14 protein-coding genes are annotated in these 16,045 nt (G+C 35.6%); 3 read left to right on the top strand and 11 right to left on the bottom strand.

Annotated features, from left to right (window positions below; all coding sequences use genetic code 11):
• Positions 1-146 precede the first annotated feature (146 nt).
• Positions 147-1,508 (bottom strand): branched-chain amino acid transport system II carrier protein, encoded by a 1,362-nt coding sequence (gene brnQ, locus JMUB898_RS00620; RefSeq protein ID WP_002444871.1) that lies wholly within the window; start codon positions 1,506-1,508, stop codon positions 147-149.
• Positions 1,509-1,767: 259 nt separating this feature from the next.
• On the opposite strand from brnQ, the gene JMUB898_RS00615 reads away from it, so the two are divergent.
• Together JMUB898_RS00615 and JMUB898_RS00610 are read left to right on the top strand one after the other, a co-directional pair.
• On the top strand, positions 1,768-2,805 hold the full coding sequence (locus JMUB898_RS00615) for a PTS sugar transporter subunit IIC (RefSeq protein WP_002444872.1): 1,038 nt from the start codon (positions 1,768-1,770) through the stop codon (positions 2,803-2,805).
• Positions 2,806-3,015: 210 nt separating this feature from the next.
• The gene (locus JMUB898_RS00610) at positions 3,016-3,570 is read left to right on the top strand and encodes a DUF4334 domain-containing protein (RefSeq protein WP_121909996.1); all 555 of its coding nucleotides are present in this window, start codon (positions 3,016-3,018) and stop codon (positions 3,568-3,570) included.
• A gap of 74 nt (positions 3,571-3,644) precedes the next feature.
• On the opposite strand, the gene JMUB898_RS00605 is transcribed toward JMUB898_RS00610, so the two are convergent.
• The 10 genes from JMUB898_RS00605 to cntK form a co-directional block, all read right to left on the bottom strand.
• Positions 3,645-4,751, bottom strand: coding sequence for an NAD(P)-dependent alcohol dehydrogenase (locus tag JMUB898_RS00605; protein WP_002444876.1), 1,107 nt, complete (start codon positions 4,749-4,751; stop codon positions 3,645-3,647).
• A 439-nt stretch (positions 4,752-5,190) separates the two neighbouring features.
• Complete coding sequence (cntE, locus tag JMUB898_RS00600) at positions 5,191-6,375, bottom strand: staphylopine family metallophore export MFS transporter CntE (RefSeq protein ID WP_095323455.1); 1,185 nt, start codon at positions 6,373-6,375, stop codon at positions 5,191-5,193.
• 11 nt (positions 6,376-6,386) lie between these two features.
• Entirely contained in the window at positions 6,387-7,136 is a 750-nt protein-coding gene (locus JMUB898_RS00595; RefSeq protein WP_002444879.1) for an ABC transporter ATP-binding protein, read from the bottom strand.
• Complete coding sequence (gene cntD / locus JMUB898_RS00590; RefSeq protein ID WP_002444881.1) at positions 7,114-7,944, bottom strand: staphylopine uptake ABC transporter ATP-binding protein CntD; 831 nt, start codon at positions 7,942-7,944, stop codon at positions 7,114-7,116. The genes JMUB898_RS00595 and cntD overlap by 23 nt, the downstream gene beginning before the upstream one ends.
• Positions 7,941-8,810 (bottom strand): staphylopine uptake ABC transporter permease subunit CntC, encoded by an 870-nt coding sequence (cntC, locus tag JMUB898_RS00585; RefSeq protein WP_002444882.1) that lies wholly within the window; start codon positions 8,808-8,810, stop codon positions 7,941-7,943. Before cntC ends, cntD begins: the two co-directional genes overlap by 4 nt.
• Positions 8,807-9,742, bottom strand: coding sequence for a nickel/cobalt ABC transporter permease (gene opp1B / locus JMUB898_RS00580; RefSeq protein ID WP_002444883.1), 936 nt, complete (start codon positions 9,740-9,742; stop codon positions 8,807-8,809). Before opp1B ends, cntC begins: the two co-directional genes overlap by 4 nt.
• A 12-nt stretch (positions 9,743-9,754) precedes the next feature.
• Positions 9,755-11,353, bottom strand: a complete 1,599-nt coding sequence (cntA, locus tag JMUB898_RS00575; protein ID WP_002444884.1) for a staphylopine-dependent metal ABC transporter substrate-binding lipoprotein CntA — start codon at positions 11,351-11,353, stop codon at positions 9,755-9,757.
• 85 nt (positions 11,354-11,438) lie between these two features.
• On the bottom strand, positions 11,439-12,734 hold the full coding sequence (gene cntM / locus JMUB898_RS00570; protein WP_002444885.1) for a staphylopine biosynthesis dehydrogenase: 1,296 nt from the start codon (positions 12,732-12,734) through the stop codon (positions 11,439-11,441).
• Positions 12,727-13,542, bottom strand: coding sequence for a staphylopine biosynthesis enzyme CntL (cntL, locus tag JMUB898_RS00565; protein WP_002444886.1), 816 nt, complete (start codon positions 13,540-13,542; stop codon positions 12,727-12,729). Before cntL ends, cntM begins: the two co-directional genes overlap by 8 nt.
• On the bottom strand, positions 13,539-14,381 hold the full coding sequence (gene cntK / locus JMUB898_RS00560) for a histidine racemase CntK (RefSeq protein WP_002444887.1): 843 nt from the start codon (positions 14,379-14,381) through the stop codon (positions 13,539-13,541). Before cntK ends, cntL begins: the two co-directional genes overlap by 4 nt.
• Positions 14,382-14,895: 514 nt before the next feature.
• Here cntK and JMUB898_RS00555 point away from each other — a divergent pair.
• Positions 14,896-15,462, top strand: a complete 567-nt coding sequence (locus JMUB898_RS00555) for a DUF5067 domain-containing protein (protein WP_002444888.1) — start codon at positions 14,896-14,898, stop codon at positions 15,460-15,462.
• The last annotated feature ends 583 nt before the right edge of the window (positions 15,463-16,045 follow it).

The raw sequence follows: 16,045 nt of genomic DNA, 5'->3' as shown, positions 1-16,045 counted from the left end.
TCATTCCACCTTTAATGAGTGATGACTCTTCATTATCATAATTACCCTTTTCATAGAATCAAATTTTAAAACTTTAATCCAAAAAATAAGCTATGCATACCTTATCACTCACGGTATACATAGCTTTTTAAAATTTTTTAATTACATTAATATGTTTGAGGTTGTTTGTTTCCTCGTATTTTATATACAACGAATCCGATAATGAACCCAACTAACGCTGGTATTATCCAACCCATTCCTATAGTAAAGAATGGTAAATACTTTTCACCTAAAGAAATAATGAAACGGGCGAAACTCGTTTTGGCGAAGAATTCAGGACTTGCTTTCACACCATCGATAAATGCAGCAATCATAGTAAAGAATGTTGTAAATCGATACACTACTTTAGAATGATTGAATAATGGACTTGCTAAAGTTAAGAGAATTAACGTAATTGCGAGTGGATAGATAAACATTAATACTGGCGTTGAGTACATAATAATTTTTGTTAAACCCACATTGGCGAAGATACACGCCAACACACTTACCACTGTCGCAAACATAAGATATTTTTGTTTAGGAAAGAGCTCTGTAAATGTCTCTGAAAATGCTGTAATTAATCCGATTGCTGTTTTTAAACATGCCACAATGATAATGAGTGACAGCACGATGATGCCGTAATCTCCAAGGTAATGTTGAGCTATTTGCGCGAGTGCGATGCCCCCATTTTCACTGACTTTAAAATTACCTAAACTCATCGTACCCATGATTGCAAGTAAGCTATAAATGAGCCCCATACCGACGATACTAATTGTTCCTGATTTGAATGTTTCTTTAGCAATCGTATTCGGGTTCGTCACACCCAATTTCTTAATCGTCGTCACGATAATGATACCGAATGCTAAAGATGCCAGTGCATCTAAAGTGTTATAACCATCGATAAATCCTTTGAGCAACGCACCATCTTTGTATTGTGGACTCACCGGCGCATGGCTCACGCCACCCATCGGATGAATAAATGCAAGTAAAACTACGATACCAAGTAAAATTAAAAATACAGGATTTAAAAATTTACCTATATAATCTAAGATTTTTGATGGCTTTCTAGCAAAGAACCAAGCTGCTAGGAAAAATAGAATACTAAATATCGGTAACACAATTTTTCCTTGGCCTGGTGAAATAAATGGCGAAAACGCAATTTCATATGACGTCGTTGCCAATCTCGGTAATGCGAAAAATGGCCCAATCACAAGATATAATCCAATAGTAAATAAATACGCATAGATTTTACTCACTCTTGAAGAAATTTCAAAAATACCATTTGTCTTCGACACACCAATGGCAATAATTCCTAAAAATGGTAAACCAATAGCTGTGATTAAGAAACCTAAATTAGCTGTAAATACGTTAGAACCAGCTGTTTGACCAAGATGTATTGGGAAAATTAAGTTTCCTGCGCCAAAGAAGAGACCAAACAACATCGATCCAATAAAAATATTTTCTTTAATTGTAAGTTTGTTTTTTATCATTAATGTATCTCCTATGTCTATGTTATTAGCTATTATACATTAAATTCGCTACAAATTAATTCAAGTTTTCAGAAAAAAGTGTGTCATTTTTTTACTTTAATATCGTTAATTTTTATAGAATTGTTGCACTTTTGAATTTTCAAAAATATTAAATTCGCATTAACACTCAAAACACAATTAAATTTCCTCCAATTAATTGTGTTACAATTGAGAAATGTTTTGGGAAACATATAGATTTACACTAAAGGGGTTATAAGAGATGAATATCATATTAGGAGTTGGGACATTAGTCATAGTATTAGTTATTATGACATTGTTCTTAAAATTTGCGCCATATGGTAAAGAAGGTCTACAAGCGCTATCAGGGGCAGCTTGTGCAACATTTCTACCACAGGCCTTCTTAAGTTATGCTATTGGTGGCATTTTCCATATTAAATTCCTACAAGAGATTGGTGACCTTGCAGGGAGTCTTGGTGGCATTGCGGTCGGAATTCTCGCATGCATCAACTTAGGTGTTTCACCAGTCTTTGCAGTGATTGTAGGATTAGTATTAAAAGACTTTAGTTTATTACCTGCATTTATAGCAGCATATATAACTGCATTTGTGATTAAATTTATTGAAAAGAAAGTTCCAGAAGGCTTAGACTTAATCGTCGTTATCCTTATCGCACCAGCGCTTGTCTATGGATTAGCAACATTGATTAACCCAGGCGTCACAGCAGTATTAAATCAAATTGCGAATGCCGTTAATTCAGTTGGAGATAGCAGTCCATACGCACTCGCGATTATTCTAGGACTCATCATTCCAGTAACAAGTATGACACCATTAAGTTCAATGGTCCTTGCAAGTATCTTAGGACTTACTGGCTTACCTATGGCGATCGGTGCAATCGTATGTACAGGTGCATCATTTGTTAACTTTACATTATTTAACCTTTTAAAAATTGGTCAAAAACCAAATCGATTTGCCGTATTTATCGAACCACTCACACAAATCGATTTAATCGTGAAATACGCACCCGTCTTATATGGTACAAATGCGATTATAGGTATGGTCAACGCATGTATTATCGCGTTCAGCGGTCTAAAAATTGGTGTTACTGGCATGGCCACACCAATGGCAGGTGCGATTGTATTATTCGGTTTCAATAGTCCTATTAAATCAATTATTACGATTGCAGCTGTTGCAGTGACAGGAACTATCTTAGCATTTATTATTGGCTCATTAATTAAAAAATTCGACTTATTACACTTGCATATTCCAATGCCATGGAATAAAGGTAAAAGTCATTCATAATATAGAAGAAACATCTACCCGTTGCCAGATGATAACGCAACCAGGGTAGATGTTTTTTATTACAAATTTAGAAGTAATCATAAATTTTCCAATGGTTTGAGTAGAATATCGACTTTAAAGTGTCGTATTTAACTTTTACGGGTAAATTCAAATATGTGACCTATCATCATCAATATAAATTAAATAATAAAAATGATGGAGATGAAATCAATGGCTCAATTAGATAAATTAAAAGAATTGGCTAAAAAACGCATTTCTCAAGAGGAAGCGTTCGAATTCTTTGATTCACTAGACACTGTAAATTTAGAAGACACTTATGGATTATGGAAAGGTGAAGAGCTCAAAACAGGTCATCCTATGGAAGGTTTACTCACTGCTTCTTCCTGGTACGGTAAAAAATTTATCGATAATGAACATGTGCATCCATTAGTATTCCAGAAAGAAGATGGCTTTTTATTCGCAGGCAATCCTGGTCGTGTATCACTTGACCCAATACTTTCTAAATTACCAAAAACGTATGTATCTTTATTTATGAAACTGGCACGCCCATTCATTATTACTAAAAAAAGTAGAGCGCGATTACGTCTTGTGGATTATAGAGGTAAAGCAAGTGCCTCTATGATATATGACCAAAAACCTATTATAGATATCTTCCGTAAAATAGATGAAGATACTATGTTAGGCGTAATGGATATTAAAAATTTCCCATCTGAAAAATCTTATTTCTTCTATCTTAAAAGAGTTCAGAAACAAGAAATTCAATAAATGATTTGTATTAAAATATCATCCAAGCTTAATGCATATTAAATATAAGCTTGGATGATCTATTTTATATTTACTTATTGAAATGACGCATCAAAAACAACAATTGGCTTAATAGTATTTCCGGTTCTAGAATCTTCAAAAGCTTGTCCGATTTCATCAGGTTGATAGAATTTAACCATTTTATCCATTGGGTATTGTCCACGTTTAAAGAATTTAACTAATTCTGGAATTAATAACTGTGGCATTGCATCACCTTCAAGCACACCTTTGAGTGTTAACGCATTTCTCATAATATCATTTGTAACATTTAATGATACTTCTTTATCATTGACGGCTACTGTGGCACATTCTCCTTTAACAGCTAAGCTTCTTAAAGCTGATAAGATTACATCTGGAACTCCAGTCGTTTCAAATGCATAATTTACACCGGCACCGTTTATTTCATGTACTTTCTCTACTACATCATGTTCTTTACTATTAATGGTATGCGTAGCGCCTAACTCCATTGCTAAATCTAAACGACTATCAAAGATATCTACGGCGATAATAGGATAACAATTAGAAAGTTTCGCAGCCATAATCGCACTCAATCCAACTGTCCCTACACCAAATACAATAAAACTTGAACCTGGTTTAGGTTGAAGTGAGTTGAAAACTGCACCACTCCCTGTCATAAATCCACAACCTAGAGGGCCTAGATATCTTAAATCTACCTTGTCATCTACTTTGACAATATTCTTTTCATTTGCAGTAACATAATTACTGAATGAAGATTGTCCAAAGAATTGAGAAATATCTTCGCCATCTTCAGTATGCAGTGGTGTTTCGTTCTTTTGATTTCTACCAAGTAAGTTTAATGCTACAAAATTTTCACAAGCTCCAGCATTGCCATCTAAACAATTTTTGCATTCACCACAATAAGTAAACCCTAAAACAACGTGATCTCCTTCTTTAACATGTGTCACATGTTCGCCCACTTTTTCAACAATACCTGCACCTTCATGCCCTAATACAGCAGGTTTAGGCGTCGGCATAACATTTCCGATGACTGCAGAATCTGTATGACAAACACCTGTTGCGATAACTTTGACTAACACTTCATCCGCATTTGGTTCGTCTAATACAATCGTTTGGTAACTAAAAGGGTTCTCTTCAGTAGTGACAAAAGCATTTGTTTTCATTTGCAAAACCTCCTAAATATATATTTAACGCCTTACTGTAAATTTACCCTTTTTTATTAAACTTTCATCAATATCTTCGAAATTTTCTAAACATTTTTAGTAGGATCAATACCTAACTATAAATAATGATTGTCATAAAAAAAGAGCAGCCTCATGAGAAAGCTCATAAGACCGCTGTAGTCGCTTGTATCAATCGACTATTAAAAACGATTCACTATTTAATAATGAATCATCGATAATTTGATTATTAAATGTCCCCACATTAGCCAATCATATAATCAAGTTTATTTTAACACCTTATTCAAAAATTTGAAATTGAACGGTTTATTTCATTATGACTTTTTAAATAAGATAAGTACTTGATTAATCGTAGGAAAGAAGGCTGAGACAATTAATGATGTCCCACTCCCTCCAAACTAACTCAAAATATTTTATTCTCTCATCCTCGGCTGACATTTTGTTTTTTTATCAAGCTCATCATTATCGCGCATATTACGAGTAAACCACATACTAGATACATCCAGCTATAGCCGATTAAATCCGAAATCGGTCCCATCAAACTGCCACCTAATGAAACACCTAAATCTGCACAAGCGATAAATAATCCTAGTAGCATATTCCGTCCCGATTTAGGCAATGCGAAGCTTAAATATGACGTTAATGTTGGATAGACTAATGCTTGCGTGATACCGATCATCATCGCACTCACGTAAAAGATGACGACATGAAGATGTGGTCCTATAGCTACTAGCATCGAAGCCATAGTAAGTAGCATCAGCATATTGACCATATATAATGGATGCCATAATCCGTCTGATGGGATATGTTTACGTAAATATATACGTGCCAATACGACTGCTATCGCCTGAATAGTTAGGAATATACCTGCATTCGCGAATTCATACTTCACTGTATATAATGGTACAAACGTACTCACTGCACCGAAGACGATAGATACAATAATCATAATACATCCGCTATTGAAGAGTTCCTTATTTTTAAAAAATTGGGCAAACACTGTGATGGCGTTAAATTGTAATGGCTCAATCTTATTACGAGTGTCGGGTTCTTGTTCAGCAAATGTCACACGGTATCCAAAGAACGTCGTTATCGTAGCAATACCAATCATGACCATGGCGAACACAGAGATATGTCCGTAATTCCATATTCCAACTGCTACAAGTGGTCCAATTAAATTAGGTATGGTAGAAAATAACGAATACAAAGATACCCCTTCTGAACGATGTTCTTCTGGCAACGCATCAATGATGCCAAGTTGAAGTGACATGGAGAAGAAAGCTGTACACACACCTTGCATGACACGTGCCACAAAATAACCTTCTAATCCTGTGAAGCCGTACAATATCAACGCACAAGCATTGATAAAAAGAATGATACGTAATACTTTAATTGGGCCCACACGTGCAATAATTTGACCTGCCCATGGGCGAAATACCATCGCTGTGAGCATATAGGCACCCATGACAATACCGATAACAGAGTTTGTTGCACCTAAACTATGCCCTCTTAAAGGAATAAATACATTTAAAATTGCGTTTGCGCTAAAAAACATTAAGGTTAATATGTATAATCTTAGAAATGGCCAAGCCATGGCTCCTTTCATTGCCTCACTCCTTAAAATGTTAGTTGTTTATTAATCAATGCTGTTGTATAAGGATTACGACTTGAATGTAAATCGCATGTTTCTATGTGCTCCTCAATTTGACCATTTTTAAAAATGATTAACTGATCACACAAATAGGTAGCTGCTTGAATGTCGTGTGTAATAAAAATATAGCTTAGTTGTCGCGTTTGTCTTAATTTCTTTAACAAGTCTAATATTTGCGTCTGAATAGACATATCTAATGAACTAATCGCCTCATCAAATAAAATATATTGAGGATTCATGCATATAGCACGAGCAATGGCCACACGTTGCGCTTCACCACCGGATAACATGTTGGGATATTTATCTAAATACGCTTTCGTTAGTCCTACTTCTTCCAATAATTTAATCGCATCGATTTCCATCTCTTCTTGATGTTTCTTGTCACATCGACACATCACTTCGAACATGATATTTCTAACCGTTTGAAATGGATGTAGCGATGACGTGTAATCTTGAAAGACTGCACTGATTTGATGACGCCTTACTTTCGCGCGATACATCGGTTGATCATTAAGCGTAACGCTTCCTTTATCAGGCCTTTCAATACCAAGAATCATTCGACTGAGGGTAGACTTCCCGCTTCCACTTTCTCCTATAATAGCGATACTTTCCCCGACTGGACATTCAAATGTTACATCTTTGACGATGCAGTGAGGCGCAGGATGGAACCATGATTTTTTACCGTATGACTTCTCAACATGTGTGATTTTGAGCATTGACTTCACCTCTCATCACCCTTTGAAAATGATCGCTCACTTTCTTTTTAGTGGATAATAAATATTTCGTATAAGCATGACGTGGATGATGTAAGACGTCTTCTGTAGGACCACTCTCAACGAGGCGACCTTCTTTCATTACAATGACACGATCTGCAAGTTGATTAATTACAGTCAAATCATGTGATATAAAAATCATGGCACAATCAAAGTGTCGTTTAATATCTTGAAATGCTTCAAGCACATCGTACTGCGTAATCGTATCTAATGCTGTCGTGGGTTCATCCGCGATAATAAGCTTCGGTTTCAATGCTAAAGCCAACGCAATCATCAGTCGTTGCAACATCCCACCTGACAACATATGAGGATATGCATCCAAGATGATTTCAGGTTGTTTTAAATTGATATACGTCATATATTTCACAAGCGTTTGTTTCACTTCCGTCTTCGTTAATGTCGTATGCGCTCGCATTGTTTCCATCATTTGCTTACCTACTTTTGCCGATGGGTCAAATGCACGTGCCCCGTGTTGCATCACCATTGCAATATGCTTACCTCGTTGACTACGTAAGTCCTTTTGAGATAAATGCATTAAATTTTCATTTTCAAAATAAATATCCCCTGACACACGAAATCGTTCAGGATTTAAACCTAGTAAAGCTTTACACGTAATAGATTTACCGCTACCGCTCTCTCCAATCATCCCGAGCGTCTCGCCTTGTGTTACTTTAAAGTTCACTTCTTCTACAAGTGTGGTATGAGTCCAAACATCCATAATTCGCAAGTTCTCGACAGATAATAATGTCATATAGACATCACACCCTTCTTCATAGCACGTCGCTTTTCCTTAGAAGTAATTCGTGGATCAATCGCAATTTGTAAGGCATCCGATAGGAAGTTAAAGGCCATAACAATAATGACGATGGCTATTCCTGTAGTTAACATCATTTCAGGATGTGTGAACATCACTTTGCGTGCTTCATTTAACATCATTCCCCATTCAGCTGTCGGGGCTTTTACGCCTAACCCTAAAAATGAAAACCCAGACATTTGCAATATCATTGAACACATTGAACTACTCGAAATAATAGCGATATCAGCGAGTGTTAAAGGCAAGATATGCTTTAGAATAATAGATGAATGGCTCATACCAATCGTTCTAGCAAATTTCACATGATCCGCTTCAGTATATTGCATTACGCTCGTACGAATAATACGACAAAACCATGCCCAACGCGTGAGTATAAATGCCAAAATAATATTCTCTACACCCATACCAAATACTGTAATCAATGCTAAGGTCACAACATAACTTGGAAATGCCAACATGACATCACAACAACGCATTATTAAAGCATCAATATAACCTCGGAAATATCCAGCTATCAATCCGAGAATTGCGCCAATCACTACGGACACAAATAACGCGATAAACACATATAATAAACTCGGTCTGATGCCGTAAATCATTCGCGTTAACACATCACGTCCTAAGTGATCAGTGCCTAACCAATGCGACCAACTGATGCCAGCAAATTTATCTGAGGTGTTAATGTGATTAGGTTCATAATATGTAACGATAGGCGCGAATAAACCGAGCACGACATACAGTAAAATGATGCTCATCGCAATCACTGCACCTCTATCTTGCATTAAACGCTTTAAAATGATCATCTTGTCGCCTCCCTTAATTTAGGATTTAACATTGCGTTAATCATATCTGCTATCGTGTTAAACACAATGAATAATACAGCGACAATGAGTACATAGGCCTGAATAACTGGTAAATCATGTTCGACAATAGCTTTGAGACTTAATTGTCCTAACCCAGGCCATGCGAAGACATTTTCAATAACGACAAGCCCGCCCATAATCATAGGTACTGACATACAGAAGAGCGAGACGGCAACTTGTAGTGCATTACGTAAAACGTGTAAGAGCAATGTTATTGTATGTACACCACTGGCATTTAAATACAACACATAATCTTCATTCAGTTGTTCAATCATCGAGCGTCTCACATTTCTGAAATAAATACCTGCATACGTCATCGTAATTACAAAGACAGGTAAGATATAGCTTTCAGGCCCTGTTAAACCAGACGTAGGTAAGAGATTTAACTTTACTGATATATAGATAATGAGCATCGATGCTATCCAATAAGAAGGTAGTGCAGTTAAGAAGAACGCGACTGAACGTATCACACGATCAGTCAACTTTCCTCTTGTTAAAGCACTGATAACTCCTAATACAATAGATGTAATAATAACTGAAATACTTGAAATCAGTGTGAGTTTTAAAGTATTGAAAAAGGCAGGCCCTATACGTTCTGATACTGGATCTCCTGTAATATAGCTCGTACCAAATTTAAATTGTATCGCTTGAATAAGCCAATTTTTATATTGAATGAATATCGGTGCGTTTAAGCCATACTTTTCATTAGTTTCAGCAATTAACTGTGGCGTAATGTTAGGCGTTCCTTGTGCATGTAAAATCGTGACAGCTGGATCTCCTTTAGTTAGATACGTCATCATAAATGTCATAAAACTCACTACAATCAATAGCGGGAGCATGAGGACAAGACGTTTGATTATTAACTTGGCCATCTAGATGCTCCCTTATTTATACTGCATCTCATTAAATGGGAGTTCGTATTGCGACTGAGTAAATGACACATGATCTAAATCTTTTGGCGCAACCACCGTCATTCTGCCATAAGAAACAGGAATAAAGACGCCCTCATCATCGATACGTTTTAAGATTTTTTGGTACGCTTTAGAACGTTCTTTAGCATTTTGTATTTTGAAAGCTTCATCGATATCTTTATATAAATCTGCTTTATTCTTAATGCCTGATGTCGCACTTTCATAACCTGTTTTAGTTTTAAATGCTGCAAGTGTACTTTGCGGATCATAGAGTAATCCCCACGTTTGATTAAACATTAAATCGTAATCTCCTGATGTTCGTCTTTCTGCGACTTTATCAGATGTTTCTCCATTAATGTTTAACTTGATGCCTAACTTTTTAAATTCAGCTTGTAAAAATTCTGCCTGCTCTTTTTGTTCAGAAGAACCTTTATCGTAATACATTGAGAGCGTGAGTGCTTTTCCATCCTTTTGTCGTACATTGTTATCTTTAGACAATTTCCAATCCGCTTGATCCAGTAGCTTCTCAGCTTTTTTCGTATCATATTCGCGTGTTGGCATATTGAAGTTAATGTCTGTCACATTTTTCGCGAATAATTGCGTTGCTGGCTTTTCTTGGCCGTCCAAGATGTCTTTAGAAATTTTATTTCGATTTACCATATGGCCTAATGCTTGGCGTACTGTTTTATCACTTACAGCACTGTCTTTTTTACCTGAATTGGCCACAATCATTTTCGTGTTCATCGGCTGACTTCGTTTAACTTGGTATTGTCCTGTTTCTTTCAATTGATTTAAGCCGTCTTTGTCTAAACTGTCTGTTCCTCTATCATCAGTGAACGTAAAGTTCGTTTCACCTTTCTTCATTGATAAGAAGGCAGTCTCCCCGGCAGGCTTAACTTTTGCTTCGACTTTATTTAATTTAGATTTTTCACCCCAATATTCTTTGTTTTTATTAAATTCTGCGTACTCATCCTTTTTGTGCTGTCCCATTTTAAATGGTCCTGTACCATCGAATGATTTCACACCGTCTTTCGTTGTTCCATGTTTAAAATCTTTAGGAGATACAAAGACATATGGACGAGGCATCGCAAGTTCTGCTAATGCTGGTTGATACGCTTCCTTCAAATGAAGTTGCACCGTATATTTGTCTTTCACTTTAACGTTGTCGATGAGCGTTGATATCTTCAGCCATGAATGTAACTTCTTATTTTGTTGAACAGCATCTATATTTTTCTTTACTGCTTCAGCATCAAATTTTGTACCATCATGAAACGTCACATCATTTCTTAAATGGAATGTATACGTTTGACCATCATCCGAAATATCCCATTTCTTAGCTAGTAGTGGTTTGATACCTTCCTTTGTATTTCTTACGAGTGGTTCATAAATCATACTCTCTGCTGACATTGAACCACCATAGACATGTGGATTCATATCGCCAATATCTTTCACTGTGGTATATGACAACGTCTTATGTTCTTTCTTTTCTTCTAGTTCTTTATTGCCACCACAACCTGTTAATATCAACCCTGATATCAGTAAAACTGTACTCATTCTTGTTATTTTGTTCATATCATTTCCTCTTTCTATGTTGAAGATGTTTACGTATGACGTATCGTGTGTCTTTGTAGTATCAATAAGGCGTATGACTTTATATTTAAGAATGCTTTTCCTTTAAAAATTGATTCACTAAGGCAATATCTTTGTCATACGCATGTGGATCAAATTGTGCCGATACACGTTGATGTGGATGTTGTGTTTGATAACTTTCGCAATATGCACGATATCGAGCTAAGAATTGATCAATCATTGGTGTTTGTACACCGAGCGTCCTTCCGATTGCCTGAATGATCGATGTTCGGTAGCTGTCTTCACTTGGCATTCTTGGAATATGCATCGTATCTCGTTCATCAACCTCAATTTGTTTATATGGAACCGCTGAAAAATCAAAATAGTTCCCCTTTTCATCAGGTTGCGAAAATGGATCAATTAAAATGGCGGTATAGCGAACGTATAATAGATATTCTTGATGTATAGAGGGTAACTGTTCAAAATGGTCAATCTCCCATTCAGTCATTGTTTCCGCTCGTACTGGATAATTTTCCTTCACCATAAATTTCAAAAGATTGACTGACGGCACACTTAATTTGTCTAAAATGGTCATCATTTCCTGCCACATTTGACGCATTTCACGGATTAATGTCATCGTAATTGGCCCTTCAGGAAATAGTTTATAAACATATACAGGTACTGAGGTGCCTTCAAATATTGCATGTAATGAAAAGTCATTCATAAACAGTGCGGGGTGCACATAGAGTGAGCTATTATGTATCTCAGCTTGTAATGGTGTGTCCATTACTGTGAGTTGAATTTTTAATTGTTCAAAGCACGTTTTAATGCGCTCAATCAAATTAGAGTGTGCGTGATTAGAACCTACATACAGCTTGGATTTGACCCCTGTCGTAAGCACCTTATGCGGTTGTTCGGCGTCTATTATTCGTGTATCTCCTAAATATGTTGAAAATGAAATCACCTCTACGTCTGGGTTCACTTCTAATATGATTTGTTCAATCAACATGTGCGATCCCAAAGTTGGAGAGACCAAGATGATGTGTTTCACCCTTTGTAATGTAGACGTTGCGAGTTGTTCAAGTATTGAACGATACGCATCTGCAGTACACGCCATGATTAACGTATTGTATTCTTGGTCCACATCTTTAATATCTTTAAAAAATTGATGAACTTTAAATTGCCCTGAAAGTTGATGATGCGCGTCATTTTGAGTGGAAACTTGGAAATATCCATCGCTTTGATACGCATCATACACACGTTGCGACTTAATAGACGTCTTTGCGCGACTCACAATATCAATGTTGCCATCCGTCACTTGATGGCATATTTGTGCAAGTTGAATGGCTACAGGGCCACTCCCTACAATTAATGTATTAGACATTTGCAGCCCCCTCTTTAACAGAAGCTTTGCGATAGAGGGCAATATCAAATATTTGATCAGGTCTTGTTTGTTGAGAGACACAATACCAATGTTTGTCATCCGTTTTCTGAGATGGATAATTAAATAATGATTTGATTCCATTTCCATAACGCATGGCGACTACAACATTGTCATTCGTCAATTCATATAATTGGTCTAAGATGTCATATTTAATCGGAATGGTTGAGCTGAAAATAATGTGCGTAATATCATGTGTATCTTCCAATTGATCGACCGTTTGATGCGTGATTTCAATATCTTCATTTGGCGCAAGCACCTTCACGATACGTTGTCCTAAATCTAAAGCTTGAGGATCGATATCGATTCCAATCACTGACGCTCCTGTTTCTTTAGCTACTTGGATGAGCGTCATTGGATAAGCGCCTGAACCTATAAGCAATAATTTATCTTCTTTCTTAATACGACATTGCCCAAATTCCTCGTTAATACAATGCTCAATATTATCGAAATAACCAGAGGTAGACGCCCTTCCGTCTAACAATCGCTTAGCGCGTATCACTTCTACTTGTTTGACGCACTGTGCAGTAATATCTTGAAGTTGTTGCGTTAATCTTACTTTCGCTTCCTTATCGTTCCATGAATCGAATTGATGTTGCGCAATTGGGCTTAATATCAATTGACTATATCGATCAACCAATGTTTCTAGATCATCAATGTATTGCTCATCTTTTCGCACTTGTTTATATAATGTTTCAAATTGGCTTAAGTATGTTTGTAATCGATGCTGTATATCATGCTTTAAGTTCATAAGTATGTCTTCGTCTCCTGTTCTATATATGCTTGTCCTGTTGCGACAGTTGAAACTTGACCTTTAATAGATGTTAAATAACCCATTTGTTCATTAAATGTTGATGAAACTAGAATGCTTCCACCAGGTTGGTTCACCTTGAAATCATTGCTCGCTTGATTTGTTCGATACTGTTGAAACACACCAATCGAAGCTGCCCCTGAGCCACAGCTATTTTCCCAAATTAAACTTTGCACCTCAGGTATATAAATGAGTGGTTGTAAAAACTGCTGCTGCGTGTCAAATAACATGACACCAATGGTTTTATAATTAACGTTCCAACGTTGTGTCCTCACAAATTGTTCTACTTGTTTTTTAAAAGACACCGAAATATCTTGCGTTGGAACGACAAAATGTATGTAAGATTCATAAGTTAGTTCAAGTACGTGATATAGTTGCCCAGCAATGACTAATTGTCTTGGTGTGATTTGTTGTACTTGAGGCATTCCCACTTCGTAACATCGGTGGTTATGAACCTTACAAGGTACGAGCTGAGAATATCCGGATACTTTCAACTGACATTGCGAATGTTGTAACAGTTGATGTTCTTGCAAATAATGAATGTATGACATCGTAGCATTCCCGCAAAATTCATTCCCACTCATCACTAAATGATATGTTTCCCAATTATTGTGATTCGTAGATTCTATAAAACCAACTTGTTCACAACAAACATGTGTCGTTGCCATTAATTGATTAGCAATTGTTGCGTATTCATTTGGATGATGTTTTGAGTGAACAAGAATAGTCATATTCCCCGACGGATTATACTTTGAAAATTCAATCACCTGACGATGCATATGACACTCCTTTGTGTTGTGGATTCTCTTTTAAAGCTACTGTCACAAATAGTTGTACCTATAACTATCAGTAACTTTAAAATAGTTGTACAAAATAAATCGTAATTGTTACGATTTGAAGATTATAGTATACGAGTAGGACCATATTGTCAATATAATTGATAATAAATTTCAATTAGTGAAGAGAGGAATGTGGATTGAACGAGAATTGAGGAGTTATGAGAAGACTTATACTAGAAGGAAAATGAGAGTGGTTGGCGTATTTTAATACTATATAAATGCAGACATACTAAATGTTATAACTTAATATTACTAATTAATAATTATAGTTAAACCTACTTATTTGCGTTTTTTTCGAATTTTAAATTTAAATAAAAGCATTACTATTATGCAACACAAATGATATACTTATTAATGAAAATATTCATTGTTTTAATATATTTTTAAAATTAATAGTTGGATATTTTTATTTTACATACTCATTCCATTAAATACATACAGGAGGATATTGATTATGAAGAAATTATTAGGACTCTTATTTGCGTCAACACTTATTCTAGGGGCTTGTGGAGGTCACAAAGATTCATCTGAAAGTGATTCAAGCAATAAATCTTCCGATAGTGTTTCCGTTGATAAAAGTGATGATTCAGAAAAAACTGACTCAAAATTCAAAAATGATAAATTAACTACTAAAAACTATGATGTTGAATTGAAAGATGCAAAAATTCTTAAAGCATCAAAATATTCGGACGATGAAAAGCCAAACTTAGCTGTAGTATATGAAGTGAAAAACAAAACTGGTAAAAAAGATATTACAGCAAACGGAGCATTTTTAGAAAGCTTCGAAGGGTATCAAGATTCTAAAAATGTTAAAAGACATTTATATTCAGGCGACGCTTACGACAGTGAATTATATGAAAAATATAGAGAAAATCAAGATAATGAAATTAACAAAGGTGGTACAGTAAAAGGCGTTAAAATGTATAAATTAAAAGATACTAAAACACCAGTCACACTTGAGGTTAAAGATCCAGACGGACTTCATAAAAAATTAGGCGAAAAAGAAATTAAACTTAAATAATTCACTATAGCGATAGAAAGATATACCGTTTAAAAAATATAATAATATCCTAGATTAGAATATAAGTTAAACGGAGGCTATTTTATTGTTACCTAATATTTTGATGTTGGTTATTACTCTATTAACGGTTTTTTTAATCATGTATAGTATTATATTTAATAAGTCATTTTCAATTGTGGTAATAGCTCCTATAGTTCAATCTATAATACTGTTTATTATTCGGTATTTTTGGCTACAAATGACTTTTAAAAGTGCACTTGTTCATTCTTTCGATTTATTCACAATAGCGATGGTTATCGCTTATGGATTTTATAGATTAGGCAAACGAAAAAATCATTAACTATAAAATAAGACATTGTTCTTAGTCCAAAACAGTTCGGGACACCATTTACCAAAAATAATAGCAGTAGGAGGATTTTAGTTAGAATCTTCTTACTGCTACTTTTATATTCAATACTTCGTTTATATTTTAAGAATAATGCTTTTCTTTTAAATCTATAAGCATTTAGACTGCTCGAATAGTTACTGCAGACAAACCGAAGGCTTACTTCAATCTTTTTAATGCTCTCCCAAATCTGCCTCT

It is taken from the genome of Staphylococcus caprae, assembly GCF_003966625.1.
Lineage (GTDB): Bacteria > Bacillota > Bacilli > Staphylococcales > Staphylococcaceae > Staphylococcus > Staphylococcus caprae.
Note: the sequence above shows the minus strand (reverse complement) of the source record. Positions and strands in the feature narration are given on the sequence as shown.

Bases quoted from the DNA above. Each gene is read 5' to 3' on its own strand.
- brnQ (WP_002444871.1), bottom strand. From the start codon at position 1,508: ATGATAAAAAACAAACTTACAATTAAAGAAAATATTTTTATTGGATCG.
- JMUB898_RS00615 (WP_002444872.1), top strand. From the start codon at position 1,768: ATGAATATCATATTAGGAGTTGGGACATTAGTCATAGTATTAGTTATT.
- JMUB898_RS00610 (WP_121909996.1), top strand. From the start codon at position 3,016: ATGGCTCAATTAGATAAATTAAAAGAATTGGCTAAAAAACGCATTTCT.
- JMUB898_RS00605 (WP_002444876.1), bottom strand. From the start codon at position 4,751: ATGAAAACAAATGCTTTTGTCACTACTGAAGAGAACCCTTTTAGTTAC.
- cntE (WP_095323455.1), bottom strand. From the start codon at position 6,375: ATGAAAGGAGCCATGGCTTGGCCATTTCTAAGATTATACATATTAACC.
- JMUB898_RS00595 (WP_002444879.1), bottom strand. From the start codon at position 7,136: ATGCTCAAAATCACACATGTTGAGAAGTCATACGGTAAAAAATCATGG.
- cntD (WP_002444881.1), bottom strand. From the start codon at position 7,944: ATGACATTATTATCTGTCGAGAACTTGCGAATTATGGATGTTTGGACT.
- cntC (WP_002444882.1), bottom strand. From the start codon at position 8,810: ATGATCATTTTAAAGCGTTTAATGCAAGATAGAGGTGCAGTGATTGCG.
- opp1B (WP_002444883.1), bottom strand. From the start codon at position 9,742: ATGGCCAAGTTAATAATCAAACGTCTTGTCCTCATGCTCCCGCTATTG.
- cntA (WP_002444884.1), bottom strand. From the start codon at position 11,353: ATGAACAAAATAACAAGAATGAGTACAGTTTTACTGATATCAGGGTTG.
- cntM (WP_002444885.1), bottom strand. From the start codon at position 12,734: ATGTCTAATACATTAATTGTAGGGAGTGGCCCTGTAGCCATTCAACTT.
- cntL (WP_002444886.1), bottom strand. From the start codon at position 13,542: ATGAACTTAAAGCATGATATACAGCATCGATTACAAACATACTTAAGC.
- cntK (WP_002444887.1), bottom strand. From the start codon at position 14,381: ATGCATCGTCAGGTGATTGAATTTTCAAAGTATAATCCGTCGGGGAAT.
- JMUB898_RS00555 (WP_002444888.1), top strand. From the start codon at position 14,896: ATGAAGAAATTATTAGGACTCTTATTTGCGTCAACACTTATTCTAGGG.